11 protein-coding genes are annotated in these 12332 nt (G+C 60.8%); 5 read left to right on the forward strand and 6 right to left on the reverse strand.

From position 1 onward, the window contains the following. Positions 1-2: 2 nt before the first annotated feature. Positions 3-263: a multiple stress resistance protein BhsA gene (bhsA, locus tag ACJ8QF_RS13885; RefSeq protein ID WP_088381650.1), complete on the reverse strand. Its 261-nt coding sequence runs from the start codon at positions 261-263 to the stop codon at positions 3-5. Between the two features lie 329 nt (positions 264-592). Here bhsA and pyrF point away from each other — a divergent pair, with 329 nt between their 5' ends. Beyond that, complete coding sequence (gene pyrF / locus ACJ8QF_RS13890; protein WP_004930640.1) at positions 593-1321, forward strand: orotidine-5'-phosphate decarboxylase; 729 nt, start codon at positions 593-595, stop codon at positions 1319-1321. Positions 1322-1331: 10 nt separating this feature from the next. Then, the gene (gene yciH, locus ACJ8QF_RS13895; RefSeq protein ID WP_004930637.1) at positions 1332-1658 is read left to right on the forward strand and encodes a stress response translation initiation inhibitor YciH; all 327 of its coding nucleotides are present in this window, start codon (positions 1332-1334) and stop codon (positions 1656-1658) included. A 188-nt stretch (positions 1659-1846) separates the two neighbouring features. Here the strand turns inward: yciH and osmB are convergent, their stop codons facing one another. The 4 genes from osmB to ACJ8QF_RS13915 form a co-directional block, all read right to left on the reverse strand. Then, the gene (gene osmB, locus ACJ8QF_RS13900; RefSeq protein ID WP_004930634.1) at positions 1847-2065 is read right to left on the reverse strand and encodes an osmotically-inducible lipoprotein OsmB; all 219 of its coding nucleotides are present in this window, start codon (positions 2063-2065) and stop codon (positions 1847-1849) included. A 271-nt stretch (positions 2066-2336) separates the two neighbouring features. Beyond that, entirely contained in the window at positions 2337-3083 is a 747-nt protein-coding gene (locus tag ACJ8QF_RS13905; RefSeq protein WP_004930631.1) for a DeoR/GlpR family DNA-binding transcription regulator, read from the reverse strand. A gap of 50 nt (positions 3084-3133) precedes the next feature. Further along, entirely contained in the window at positions 3134-5566 is a 2433-nt protein-coding gene (locus ACJ8QF_RS13910; protein WP_442537588.1) for a formate C-acetyltransferase/glycerol dehydratase family glycyl radical enzyme, read from the reverse strand. 4 nt (positions 5567-5570) lie between these two features. Further along, complete coding sequence (locus ACJ8QF_RS13915) at positions 5571-6470, reverse strand: glycyl-radical enzyme activating protein (RefSeq protein ID WP_440484238.1); 900 nt, start codon at positions 6468-6470, stop codon at positions 5571-5573. Between the two features lie 149 nt (positions 6471-6619). Here ACJ8QF_RS13915 and fsa point away from each other — a divergent pair, with 149 nt between their 5' ends. Further along, positions 6620-7285, forward strand: coding sequence for a fructose-6-phosphate aldolase (fsa, locus tag ACJ8QF_RS13920; RefSeq protein WP_004930615.1), 666 nt, complete (start codon positions 6620-6622; stop codon positions 7283-7285). Between the two features lie 48 nt (positions 7286-7333). Here the strand turns inward: fsa and ACJ8QF_RS13925 are convergent, their stop codons facing one another. Continuing rightward, complete coding sequence (locus tag ACJ8QF_RS13925) at positions 7334-9400, reverse strand: carbon starvation CstA family protein (RefSeq protein WP_004930612.1); 2067 nt, start codon at positions 9398-9400, stop codon at positions 7334-7336. Between the two features lie 385 nt (positions 9401-9785). On the opposite strand from ACJ8QF_RS13925, the gene ACJ8QF_RS13930 reads away from it, so the two are divergent. Beyond that, positions 9786-10949 carry a M20 aminoacylase family protein gene (locus tag ACJ8QF_RS13930; protein ID WP_442537589.1) on the forward strand — a complete coding sequence of 388 codons (1164 nt, stop codon included), beginning with the start codon at positions 9786-9788 and terminating at the stop codon, positions 10947-10949. A gap of 30 nt (positions 10950-10979) precedes the next feature. After that, positions 10980-12290, forward strand: coding sequence for an MFS transporter (locus ACJ8QF_RS13935; RefSeq protein ID WP_442537590.1), 1311 nt, complete (start codon positions 10980-10982; stop codon positions 12288-12290). Positions 12291-12332: the final 42 nt, after the last annotated feature.

The following is a 12332-nucleotide window of genomic DNA, read 5'->3' on the forward strand; positions in this document are numbered from 1 at the left end:
CATTATTTGTAGATGATCGCGGTGCCGCTCAGCATGTTGTTACCGCCGGCGGAGATGATGCGGTAGCTGCTGGCGCCCTGGGCATCGGCTTTAGCGGCCAGCTTTTTCTCCAGGCTGCTGAGGGTGGTCGCGTGGCCTGCGGAAACGATGCCGGCGGCGGTCAGGTTATCGGCCTGCTGGCTGCTGATCGGTTCAGCGGCGAAGGTGGCGAAAGAGGTCAGTGCGATAGCGGCTGTGGCTGCAAAATATTTGATGGTTTTCATGGGTGACTCCAGTCTGTTTATTTAGGAAGGAAGCCATTCGCTTCCGATGGGGTGAATAATAAAGCATCCGTGCCGATTGAAAATCTGATAATGCTGAGCAAGTCATTCAAAATATCTGATTAACAATTTACGCATCTTTACGGCGTTTTACGCTGCGTGGTTTATTGCTGACGGGCGTTCATTGACGCGCCATGACAAAGGCGGGAGGTAACATGACAGAGCGTAGGTGCGCGCTGCGGCTGGGATTTCGGGCCCCCGACATGTAGAATGCGGCGGTCAGTTTCGCGGGTGAGTCCCTGATTATCTCCATTTTACAAAAGGTAGAAGAAATGAAGTCTGAAAATAACGCTAATAACAATGACTTAAAATCATCTCCAATCGTTGTGGCGTTAGATTACGCCGATAAGAACGCTGCGCTGGCGTTCGCCGACCGTATCGATCCGCAAGACTGCCGGCTGAAAGTGGGCAAAGAAATGTTCACGCTGTTTGGGCCGCAGCTGGTGCGCGATCTGCATGGGCGCGGTTTCGACGTGTTTCTCGACCTGAAATTCCACGATATTCCCAATACCACTGCGCATGCGGTAGCGGCGGCGGCCGAACTGGGCGTTTGGATGGTTAACGTCCACGCCAGCGGCGGCGCTCGCATGATGACTGCCGCTAAAGAAGCGCTGGCGTCATTCGGGACGGATGCGCCGCTGTTGATCGCCGTAACCGTGCTGACCAGCATGGAAGCGGAAGACCTGCGCGGCATCGGCATCGAGGCCAGCCCGGCGGAACACGCCGAGCGCCTGGCGCGCCTGACTCGCGACTGCGGGCTGGACGGTGTGGTGTGTTCGGCACACGAAGCGCAGCGGCTGAAGGCGGCCTGCGGGCAGGCTTTCCAACTGGTGACGCCGGGGATCCGCCCTGAAGGCAGCGCGGCGGGCGATCAGCGTCGTATCATGACGCCGGTGCAGGCGCAGGCCGCCGGCGTGGACTATATGGTGATTGGGCGTCCGATCACCCAATCTGCCGATCCGGCCGCGACGCTGCGCGCGATCCGCGCCTCTTTGGCCTGAGGAAGCGATGATGAATGACGATAACAGCCGTCTGGTGTATTCCACGGACACCGGTCGCATCAAGCAGGAAGAGGTTAAACCGCAACGCGCCAAGGGCGATGGCGTCGTGCGCATCCAGCGCCAGACCAGCGGCCGCAAGGGGAAGGGCGTGTGCCTGATTACCGGCGTCGATCTGGATGATGCCGCGCTCGACAAACTGGCGGCCGAGCTGAAAAAGAAATGCGGCTGCGGCGGCTCGGTGAAAGAGGGAGTCATCGAGATCCAGGGCGATAAACGCGATCTGCTCAAACAGCTGCTGGAAGCCAAAGGCATGAAGGTCAAACTGGCGGGCGGCTGAGGTGAATCGCCATGCCGCGGTGCAATGCTGCGGCATGGCTAGAGGTTGTTGCTGCCGGGGGTTAACCCGTTAACGGCGAAAGAACTATAGACTTAACGTAAAACAGACCTGAAATCATCGTTATTGGTTAATACGTCAAAGCGCCAAGGCGCTTTTGCCCGCCTGTCGGCGGAGGGCTCTCGGTCAGATTATTTACCTACCTGGTGACCGATAATGCCGCCCACCGCAGCCCCACCCAGCGTGCCCAAAGCGCTGCCGTTGGTCAGCACTGCGCCGCCGACTGCACCGGCGCCGGCGCCGATAGCAGTGTTGCGATCGCGTTTGGACATGTTGGAACAGGCGCTCAGTGAAAACGCCAGAGTCAGAGCCAGAGCGGCGGTGGCGAAACGTTTATTGATAATCATCATAATGACTTCTCCTTAGCATTGGCTATATGGAAGTGCCCTATAAGTATAGGCGTTAACCATAAATCAGGCCTGCTGTTGATTCCCATGCGGTATCGATATAAAAAATGGCATTTTTTGTTAACGGCCGAATAATTAGCAGGTTACGGCCAAAAAGTCGCCGAAACTGAGTATAGGTTTCTCGGGAAGGATAAACAGGTAAATAGTCTTAAAATCCTGCGGCGCAAGGGGAAAGACGCGCGGCGTGGCCCGCGCGGTGCGGCGGTGGTCTGCGTTATTCGTTGACCAATTCCACCTGTACGCCCTGGCGTTTCAGCTGATGCTGATACTCCAGCGCCAAACGTGAATCGGTGATCACCCGGCTGATTTGCCCCGGCTGCGCCAGCGGATTGGGCTGGATCTGGCCGAATTTGCTGGAGTCCGTCAGCACGATATTCTCCACGCCCTTGGCCAGTACCGCGCTGACCACATCGGCGCGCATCATGTCGCGGCCGGTAAAGCCGGTTTCGGCCTGAAAGCCGTCAATGCCGATAAACGCCTTATTGAAATGCACCTGCTGAATGCACAGCCGCGTCAGCGGGCCGACCACGGTCTCGCTTTTCTTCTGGTACATGCCGCCCAGCACAATCACGTCGCAGTCGGTTTCTTTCAGCAGGTTGGCGATGTAGTGGCTGACGGTGATCAGCGTAATGCGCTTGCGTTCGGCGATGTAGCGCGCCAGCAGGGCGTTGGCGCTGCCGCTCTCGATAAAGATCGTCTCGCCGTCGTTGACCTGCGCGGCGGCGTATTGCGCCAGCCGCTGCTTGAGGGTGAAATTGGACATCATGCGGGCGTCGACGTCGTCGCTCTCCAACGCCACGGCGGAACCGTGCACCCGCTTCAGATAACTGCGCTTTTCCAGCAGGTTGAGATCCTGCCGGATGGTGACTTCCGAGACGCCCGAGGCGCGCGCCAGCTCATTGACGCTGATCCGCCGGCGATCGTTAACCAACTGCAATATGGTCTGTTGTCGTAAATTCATATCGGCCTGATGATGCGGCCGCCAAGGCGCGGCCGCTAAGAGTCAAAGGTTTAAAGAGTATGTTCTGTGCGCGCAATAATATCATCCTGCGCCTCAGGGGATAATGCGGTAAAGAAGGCGGAATAGCCAGCTACGCGAACCACTAAATCACGATATTGGTCAGGGTGTTGCTTCGCCGCCAGCAGCGTTTCGCGCGACACGATGTTGTACTGCACATGCCAGCCGCGGTAGCTCTCGAAGAAGGTGCGCAACATCAGCATCAGCTTTTCCCGATCGCGCGGGTTGTCCAGCGTCGCCGGGTTCAGCTTTTGGTTGAGCAGCACGCCGCCGAGGATCGCCTCGGTCGGCAACTTGGCGAGCGAATTGAACACCGCCGTCGGCCCCAGATGGTCGGTGCCGGACGCCGGGCTGGCGCCTTCCGCCAGTGGCGTGTGCGCCTTACGACCATCGGGCGTGGCCAGAGTGGCGGCGCCGAAGGGCACGTTGGCCGAAATCGATGAGGTGCCGGCGTAGTAACCACCGCCGATCGGCCCGCGGCCGAAGCGGGTGTTGCGATACTGCTTCAGTTCTTCGATATAGGTTTGGTAGGCGCGCACCAGTAGCCGATCGACCTCGTCCACGTCGTTGCCGTATTTGGGCGCGGCGTTGAGCAGCCGCTGGCGCAGCTGCTCGCCATCCAGCCCGGCGAAGTCTTCGGCCAGCGCCGTCGCCAACTGCTGCTGGCCGATCGCCCCCTGGTCAAACACCAGTTTGCGCACCGCCGCGAGGCTGTTGCCCAGGTTGGCGATGCCGACCTGCAGGCCGGAAACCCAATCGTATTTGGCGCCGCCTTGCTTGATGCTTTTACCGCGTTCGATGCAGTCATCCACCAGCGCGGAACAGAGGATATCGTGGGCATTCTCTTCCAGCACGCTGTCCACCACGCATTCGATCTCGATCGACTTGCGCGTGTAGTAGCGGATTTGCCGATCCCAGGCGGCTAAGACCTGCTCGAAATCGGCGAAGTTTCCTTTGGATAGCGCCTGTTCCTGCGGCAGGAAGATCTGCCCGGAGGTCGCGTCGCGGCCCTGTTCCAGCGCTGCCAGCAGCACCCGGGCGAAGTTGATGAAGCTCATGCCGGTGCAGCGATAGCCCCATTTGCCGCCGACGGCGGTCTCGATGCAGCCGATGGCGGCGTAGTTGTAAGCGTCTTGCGGCTCAACCCCCAGCTTGATGAACTCGGGAATGACGATTTCGTCGTTGTTGAATGCCGGCATGCCGAAACCGCAGCGGATCACCTGCACGCAGGCGTCGAGGAAGTCGGCGCTCATCCCGGCATGGTAACGCACGCTGAGGTTGGGCTGAGTGGAGCGCAGGCGGCCGCAGGACTCAAGAATGGCGTAGGACAGCGGGTTGACCGCATCGCACGGCTGGCCGTCGATCAGCTTCTGTCCGCCGATGGTGACGTTCTGGTACAGCGGGCTGCCGGCGGAAGCCTTGGAATGCGAGCCGGAGCGGATCTTGTTGACCTCCAGCAGCTTCAGCCAGCAACTGTGCAACAGCTCGATGGCGTCTTCCCGCGCCAGCTTTTGCTCCAGCTCCACGTCACGCCGATACCAGGGATAGAGGTATTGATCGAGGCGGCCAAAGGAAACCGAATGGCCGTTGGATTCGATCTGCAACGTCAGCTGGATGAAATAGCACAGCTGCAGCGCCTGCCAGAAGGTTTGCGGCGGGCGATGGGCGATCCGGTCGCAGTTGTCCGCGATGGCCAGCAGCTCGGTGTGCCGGCCAGTGCGCGGTTCGTTTTGCGCCATGTCGCGCGCCAGGCGGGCGAAGCGCAGGATGTGTTCGCTCAGCGCCGCCAGCACGATGTCGATAGCGTTGAGAAACTGCGCTTTGTGCAGGTCTTCCCACTCGGTCAGGCGCAGGCGGCTGCGGCGCGCGTTCACTTTTTCACGCAGGCCGTCGAGACCTAGCTCCAGCAACAGCGGGAAGTTGACCGCCAGGTGAGCATCGCCGGAGGTCATGTTGCCCTCGGCCTTGATGATGCCGGTGGCCAGCAGCGCTTTTTGCTCGTCGGTGAACATGCCGTAGCAGCGATCCTGCACCGTTTGGCCGCGCCACCAGGGGCACAGACGATGCAAAATCGCCTTGTTCTCTTCGCTGACCGAAAAACCGGCGCCCGGCCGGTCGGCTAGCTGGTCTATTTCGTTTTCTATCCAGCCGACGGTGTATTCGGGGAAGATCGGCGCGGCGCGCAGTTCGCTGGCCTGGTTGCCGACGATCAACTCGTCGTTGGCGATCCAGATGCTGCGTTTCGCCAGATGGTTAGCCAGCGCCAGCGCGCGGCGCACCGGCAGCGGCTTGTCCTGATGCTGTTGATAGGCTTCGGTATAGTGCTGTGCGCGTTCGGTGCACACCGGCGGTTTGACGATGTGGATCAGCGCGTTCTTGTGCGCCTGGATGCGGGCACTGAGGGTGGTCAAATCCAATGTGGTCATGGCGTTATCCTCGCAAAATGGCGGTCAGGCCTTTGGCGCCGGCATAGTCTTCGGCGAAGGCCAGCAGATCGGGCGCGTCCAGCGGCGTGCGGGCGGCGCGGTAGGGCTCGCCGAGCAGGTGATATTTGTTGATGCCCAGCGTGTGGTACGGCAGAAAGTGGATCTCCGATACGCCGATCTCGTCGGCGGCGAAGTCGACGATCGCGTGGACAGAGCGGCGATCGGCGTTGAAATCGGGGATCAGCGGCACGCGCACGGTCATTGGCACGCCATGCGCCGCCAGCCGGCGGAAATTGTTCATCACCCGGCGGGCGGAGCCGCCGGTCCAGGCTCTGAAGCGCGCTTCGTCTGTGTGCTTGAGATCGGCCAGCAGCAGATCCAGCCACGGCAATGAAGGCGCGATGTAACGCCAGGGAACGTGCAGGCAGGATTCGACGGCGGTGTGGATGCCGGCCTCGCGGCCGCGCCGCAGCAGTTCCGCCGCAACCTCCGGCTGCATAAAGGGCTCGCCGCCGGACAGCGTTAAACCGCCGCCGCTGCGCAGGTAGAAAGGCTTATCCCGCATCACCTCGGCCATGATATCGTCGGGGTTGACCGGGCTGCCGCACAGGCTGAGCGCGCCGGTCGGGCAGGTGGCGGCGAGGGCGGCATAATCGTCTGCGCTAATCAGCTCGCGTTGCAGCGTCAGCGGCCCGTCGGTGCGCTGCAGCCCTTGTGGACAACGCTCGGCGCACAGCGTGCAGCCGCTCAGGCACAGGCGCTCGTCAAACAGCAGGTCTGCGTGGCGCGAGCGGCTTTCCGGGTTCTGACACCAGCGGCAGCTCAGCGGGCAGCCTTTTAAAAAGACCACGCTGCGGATGCCGGGGCCGTCATGGGTCGAGTAGCGCTGCAGATTGAAGAACATGAGTCACCCGTTTGGCGTTGCTGAATCTTTCGCCATTAAAGGTGTTTCGAATGAAAGCTGAATTGATTTTGATCAAAGGTTGGCGGTTTTTTTGCCCTATGATGATCAGAGTTTGAATCCGCCCACAGAACATGACACAGGAGTCCGTGATGGAGCTTTATCTCGATACCGCCGATGTGACCGCGGTAAAACGCCTGGCGCGCATTCTGCCGCTGCACGGCGTCACCACCAACCCGAGCATCGTGGCGAAGGAAGGCAAGCCGATCTGGGAAGTGCTGCCCGCGCTGCGCGACGCCCTCGGCGGCACCGGCAAGCTGTTTGCGCAGGTGATGGCGACCGATGCGGAACGTATGGTGGCGGAGGCGGCGCTGCTCAGCCAGCGGGTACCGGGGCTGGTAGTGAAGATCCCGGCGACCGCCGAAGGGTTGGCGGCGATCAAGAAGCTTAAAACGATGTCCATCCCGACGCTGGGCACCGCAGTGTACGGCGCCGGGCAAGGGCTGTTGGCGGCCTTGGCCGGGGCGGAATATGTGGCGCCTTACGTCAACCGGGTGGACGCGCAGGGCGGCGACGGCATCGAAATGGTGCACGAGCTGCAGCAGCTGTTGAGCCTGCATGCGCCGTCGGCGCAGGTGCTGGCCGCCAGCTTCAAAACGCCGCGCCAGGCGCTGGAGTGTCTGCTCGCGGGCTGTCAGGCCATCACGCTGCCGGTGGACGTCGCGGAGCAGTTCCTGAACGCGCCGGCAGTGCAGGCCGCGGTCGAGAAATTCGAACAGGATTGGCAGGGTGCGTTCGGCTCGACGCTGTTAGGCTAAAGCCAGTAAAAAGGGCGCCGCGGCGCCCTTGCTTGATGCTCGGTTCGTTTAGCTGCGGCCGGCCTCTTCCCTAAGCGCGGCGCTGACCTCGTGCGCCGTCGGTTGTTCGGAACGCAGCGCCCGGCGGATCGCGAAGAAGGCGGCGATCAGCATGGTCACCGCCACCAGCATAAAGAACCCGCACAGCGCGGCGTTGATCTGGTTGCTGAACACGATGGTCTCCATGTCCTTCAGCGACTTGGCCGGCGCAATGATCGTGCCTTGCTCGATGCCGGTGGAGAACTTCTTCGCCTGCGCCAGGAAACCGATACTCGGTTTCTCATGGAAGATCTTCTGCCAGCCGGCGGTCATGGAGGTCACGAACAGCCAGGCGGTCGGCAGAATGGTGACCCAGGCATAGCGCTGCTTTTTCATCTTGAACAGCACCACGGTGCCGAGGATCAGCGCCATCGACGCCAGCATCTGGTTGCCGATGCCGAACAGCGGCCACAGGGTATTGATGCCGCCGAGCGGATCGACCACCCCCTGATACACGAAGAAGCCCCAGCCGGCCACCGCCACCGTGGTGCCCGCCAGGTTGCCGAACCAGGAGCGGTTGTTGGCCAGCTGCGGCACCGCCACGCCCACCAGATCCTGCACCATAAAGCGGCAGGCGCGGGTACCGGCGTCGACGGCGGTCAGGATGAACAGCGCTTCGAACAGAATGGCAAAGTGATACCAGAACGCCATCATCGCCCGGCTGTTGAACACCTCGCTGATGATGTGCGCCATGCCCACGGCGAAGGTCGGGGCGCCGCCGGCGCGCGACAGGATGGAGTTCTCGCCCACCTCTTTGGCGATCAGCGCCAGCGTCTCCGGCGTGACGATAAAGCCCCAGCTGTTAATCACCTGCGAAGCATTTTCCACCGTGGTGCCGATCAGCGCCGCCGGTGAGTTCATGGCGAAGTAAACGCCCGGATCCAGCACCGAGGCACAGATCAACGCCATGATGGCGACGAAAGACTCCATCAGCATGGCGCCGTAACCGATAAAGCGAATGTGGCTTTCGCGCTCCACCAGTTTGGGCGTGGTGCCGCTGGAGACCAGCGCGTGGAAGCCGGAAATGGCGCCGCAGGCGATGGTGATGAACAGGAACGGGAACAGGGCACCGGCGAACACTGGGCCGCTGCCGTCGATAAAGCGCGAAACCGCCGGCATTTTCATCTCCGGCATGGCGAAAACGATGCCGATGGCCAGGCCGATGATGACGCCGATCTTCATAAAGGTCGAAAGGTAGTCGCGCGGCGCCAGCAGCAGCCACACCGGCAGCACCGAGGCGACGAAGCCGTAGATCACCAGCACCCAGGTCAGGGTGGTGCCGTGTAGCGTGAAGAACGGCCCCCAGTAGGGATCTTGCGCCACGTTGCCGCCGTAAACGATCGCCAGCAGCATCAGCACGAAGCCGATCACTGAGATTTCAGCGATTTTGCCCGGCCGGATAAAGCGCATGTAGATGCCCATGAACAACGCGATCGGGATGGTGGCGGCGATCGTGAACAGCCCCCACGGGCTGTCGGCCAGCGCCTTCACCACCACCAGCGCCAGTGCCGACAGGATGATGATCATCACCCCCAGCGCGCCGAGCATGGTGATCACCCCGGCAAACGCCCCCAGTTCCTGTTTGGCCATCTCCCCCAGCGAACGCCCGTCGCGGCGGGTGGAAATGAACAACACCAGGAAGTCCTGCACCGCGCCGGCCAGCATGACGCCGACCAGGATCCAGATGGTCCCCGGCAGGAATCCCATTTGTGCGGCCAGGATCGGCCCCACCAGCGGCCCGGCGCCGGCGATGGCGGCGAAGTGGTGGCCGAACAGCACCCATTTGTTGGTGGGCACGTAATCCAGGCCGTCGTTATGGCGTTCGGCCGGGGTTAGACGGCGGTCATCCAGTTCAAAAACCTTGTCGGCGATGAACCGGCTGTAGAAGCGGTAGGCGATGCTGTAGCAGGCGACGGCGGCGACCACCAGCCAGACGGCGTTGACGTGTTCGCCGCGGCTGAGCGCCAGCATGGCGAAGGCGAAAGCGCCGACCAACGCCACCAGCAGCCAGATAAGTCCGGACCTGATGTTTTTCATGAAACAACTCCTTGGCGTACAGAGGTAGAAATTGACGTTGTTATTAGGGATGACGTTTTAACAGTAGAAGTTTTGCCGCTGAACCGCGGCAGGTCGGATGAGAAATGTGAAGCAGGTGGGGTTTTAGTGTAAAAACAAGGCGATGAAACGCCGTTGGCGCAGGCTGCCGCCCACGCATTTCCGAACAGACTTTCATTCTGCACTTTTACTGCGCATGCAGCGAATCATCGCCGTTTTTTATCTGGGCGCGGCGTTTGCCGGCTTATTATTTCACCTGTAGAGGTGTGCCGGAATAAAATGGCGCGCGTCGTGTTATACCTTTATTTTCATCCGCCTGTTTATTCATTCATTAAATAAATAATATGGAAAGGAAAGGGATTTAATTATGATAAATAAAGTTATTGCAGGGTATTTACCGCAGCTCACGGCGATTCGGCACGATATTCACCAGCACCCGGAGCTGGGATTTGAAGAGTTCCGCACCAGCGATTTGGTGGCGGACTATTTGAGTTCGTGGGGCTATGAGGTGCACCGCGGTTTGGCCGGCACCGGCGTGGTGGGGACGCTGCGGGTGGGTGACGGCGTGAAAAGCCTCGGGCTGCGCGCCGATATGGACGCCTTGCCGCTAGAGGAAAACAACGGCAAACCCTGGAGCAGCAGCGTAGCCAACCGCATGCATGGCTGCGGCCACGACGGGCATACCACCATGTTGCTTGGCGCTGCGCGTTACCTGGCGCAAACGCGCAATTTCAACGGCACGTTGCATGTGATTTTCCAGCCGGCGGAAGAGACGCTGGACGGCGGTGCGCGCATGGTGGAACAGGGGCTGTTCGAACGCTTCCCCTGCGACGCCATTTTCGCCATGCACAATATGCCTGGGTTGCCCGCCGGCGAGTTCTTTTTCCAGCACGGTCCCTTTATGGCTTCTTCGGATCAGATTGTGGTCACGATCCAGGGGCGTGGCGGCCACGGCGCCATGCCGCATTTGACGGTCGATCCGGTGCTGGTGGCGTCGCACATTGTCATTGCGCTGCAGAGCATCGTATCGCGCAATACCAATCCGCTTGAAGCGGCGGTGATCACCGTCGGCAGCATTAAAGCCGGTGAGGCGGCCAATGTGATCCCTGATAGTGCGGAAATGAAGCTCAGCGTGCGATCGCTGGGGCGCGAATGGCGAACAACGCTGTTATCGCGCATTCCCGCGCTGATTCAGGCGCAGGCGCAAAGTTTCGGTGCCAGCGCGGTCGTGACTCATGTCAACAGTGCTCCGGTATTGGTCAACGACGAAGCCATGACGCGTTTCGCGCATCAGGTGGCGCAGCAGCAGTTTGGTGCCGCGCGCGCGCACTACGGCGCTAAGCCGCTGATGGGCAGCGAAGATTTCACCTTCATGCTTGAGGCGCAGCCGCGGGGCTGCTATCTGCTGATCGGCAATGGCGACGGTGAAGGCAGCTGTATGGTGCATAACCCGGGATATGACTTTAACGATGAATGCCTGGCGGCGGGCAGCCATTATTGGGGCGCGCTGGCGGAAGCGTATTTAAAATAAGTCAGAAAAATAATAACAGGGAAGATAATAATGAGTGAAAATACGGCGGTGACGCAATCAGAAATAAACGCGCCGTCGAAGACGGGCGGCAAGAAAGTGATATTTGCCGCCTCCTTCGGTAATGCGTTGGAATTTTTCGACTTCGGCATTTATAACTTCTTCGTCATTTATATTAGTGTGCTGTTCTTTCCGCCGTCGAGCGATCCCAATCTGGCGTTGCTGCTGGCGTTCGCCACGTTCGGCGTCAGTTTTATTATGCGGCCTCTGGGCGGTATTTTGATCGGCGCCTATGCCGATCGCCGCGGGCGCAAACCGGCGATGATCCTGACGATTTCACTGATGAGCCTGGGTACGGCGATGATCGGTTTTGCGCCGACCTACGCCAGCGCCGGCTATTGGGGAACCATCACGCTGGTGGTGGCGCGTTTGATCCAGGGCGTGGCGGCGGGCGGCGAGGTGGGCGCATCGATGTCGTTGCTGGTGGAGTCGGCGCCACCTAACCGGCGCGGCTTCTATTCCAGCTGGTCGCTGGCGACGCAGGGCATCGCCACCGTGGTTGGCGGCGTCACCGCGCTGGCGCTCAGCGCAGCGTTGCCGGCGATCTCCGGCGAGCCGAACGCGATGGCTGAATGGGGCTGGCGCATTCCTTTCTTTATCGGCGTGGCGCTTGCTCCGCTCGGTTGCTGGCTGCGCCTCGGGCTGGAAAGCGACCGTCCACCGATGCCGCGCACTCAGGAGCCGCCTGTGCAGCTGCGCCGGCACTCGCGTGCGGTGGTACTCGGCGTGATGTTGACCATCGGCGCCACGGTCGCCACTTACATCTCTATGTATTATTTCGGTACCTTTGCGGTGAAGTATCTGGGCATGGCGCAGACATACGGCTATGCCGCGATGCTGCTGGCCGGGATCATCACTTTCGGCGGCAGTTTGCTGGTTGGGAGCTGGTGCGATCGCTATGGCCGTCTGCCGCTGATCCGCCGGGCGCGGATCGCTATTTTGCTGCTGGCGTTGCCGGTTTTCTGGCTGCTGACGGTGGCGCCGTATCCGGCGGTGTTGCTGAGCGTGGTTGCGCTGATGGTTGGGTTAACGACGTTGGGGTCTGTTCCTACGCTGTTGGTGATTTCCGAGCTGTTTCCGCAGCGGGTGCGCGCGCTGGGGTTTGCGTTGGTTTATAGCCTTGGCGTCGCAATCTTCGGCGGCTTTGCCCAATACATCGCTTCACAGTCGATCGCACTCAGCGGTTCGCTGCTGGCGCCCGCCGGCTATCTGATGTTGGCGACGCTGATCTCGCTGGCCGCGCTGCCGCTGTTGCGTGAAACCGGCGGCGATCCGCTGCGCTAGCAGACGCGGGGCGAAAAAAACGCCGGCGGTTCTCACCGCCGG

The organism is Serratia sp. CY81684 (assembly GCF_052166595.1).
GTDB lineage: Bacteria > Pseudomonadota > Gammaproteobacteria > Enterobacterales > Enterobacteriaceae > Serratia > Serratia nematodiphila.

Excerpts from the sequence above, each read along its gene's own strand:
- bhsA (WP_088381650.1), bottom strand. The coding sequence starts at position 263 with ATGAAAACCATCAAATATTTTGCAGCCACAGCCGCTATCGCACTGACC.
- pyrF (WP_004930640.1), top strand. The coding sequence starts at position 593 with ATGAAGTCTGAAAATAACGCTAATAACAATGACTTAAAATCATCTCCA.
- yciH (WP_004930637.1), top strand. The coding sequence starts at position 1,332 with ATGAATGACGATAACAGCCGTCTGGTGTATTCCACGGACACCGGTCGC.
- osmB (WP_004930634.1), bottom strand. The coding sequence starts at position 2,065 with ATGATGATTATCAATAAACGTTTCGCCACCGCCGCTCTGGCTCTGACT.
- ACJ8QF_RS13905 (WP_004930631.1), bottom strand. The coding sequence starts at position 3,083 with ATGAATTTACGACAACAGACCATATTGCAGTTGGTTAACGATCGCCGG.
- ACJ8QF_RS13910 (WP_442537588.1), bottom strand. The coding sequence starts at position 5,566 with ATGACCACATTGGATTTGACCACCCTCAGTGCCCGCATCCAGGCGCAC.
- ACJ8QF_RS13915 (WP_440484238.1), bottom strand. The coding sequence starts at position 6,470 with ATGTTCTTCAATCTGCAGCGCTACTCGACCCATGACGGCCCCGGCATC.
- fsa (WP_004930615.1), top strand. The coding sequence starts at position 6,620 with ATGGAGCTTTATCTCGATACCGCCGATGTGACCGCGGTAAAACGCCTG.
- ACJ8QF_RS13925 (WP_004930612.1), bottom strand. The coding sequence starts at position 9,400 with ATGAAAAACATCAGGTCCGGACTTATCTGGCTGCTGGTGGCGTTGGTC.
- ACJ8QF_RS13930 (WP_442537589.1), top strand. The coding sequence starts at position 9,786 with ATGATAAATAAAGTTATTGCAGGGTATTTACCGCAGCTCACGGCGATT.
- ACJ8QF_RS13935 (WP_442537590.1), top strand. The coding sequence starts at position 10,980 with ATGAGTGAAAATACGGCGGTGACGCAATCAGAAATAAACGCGCCGTCG.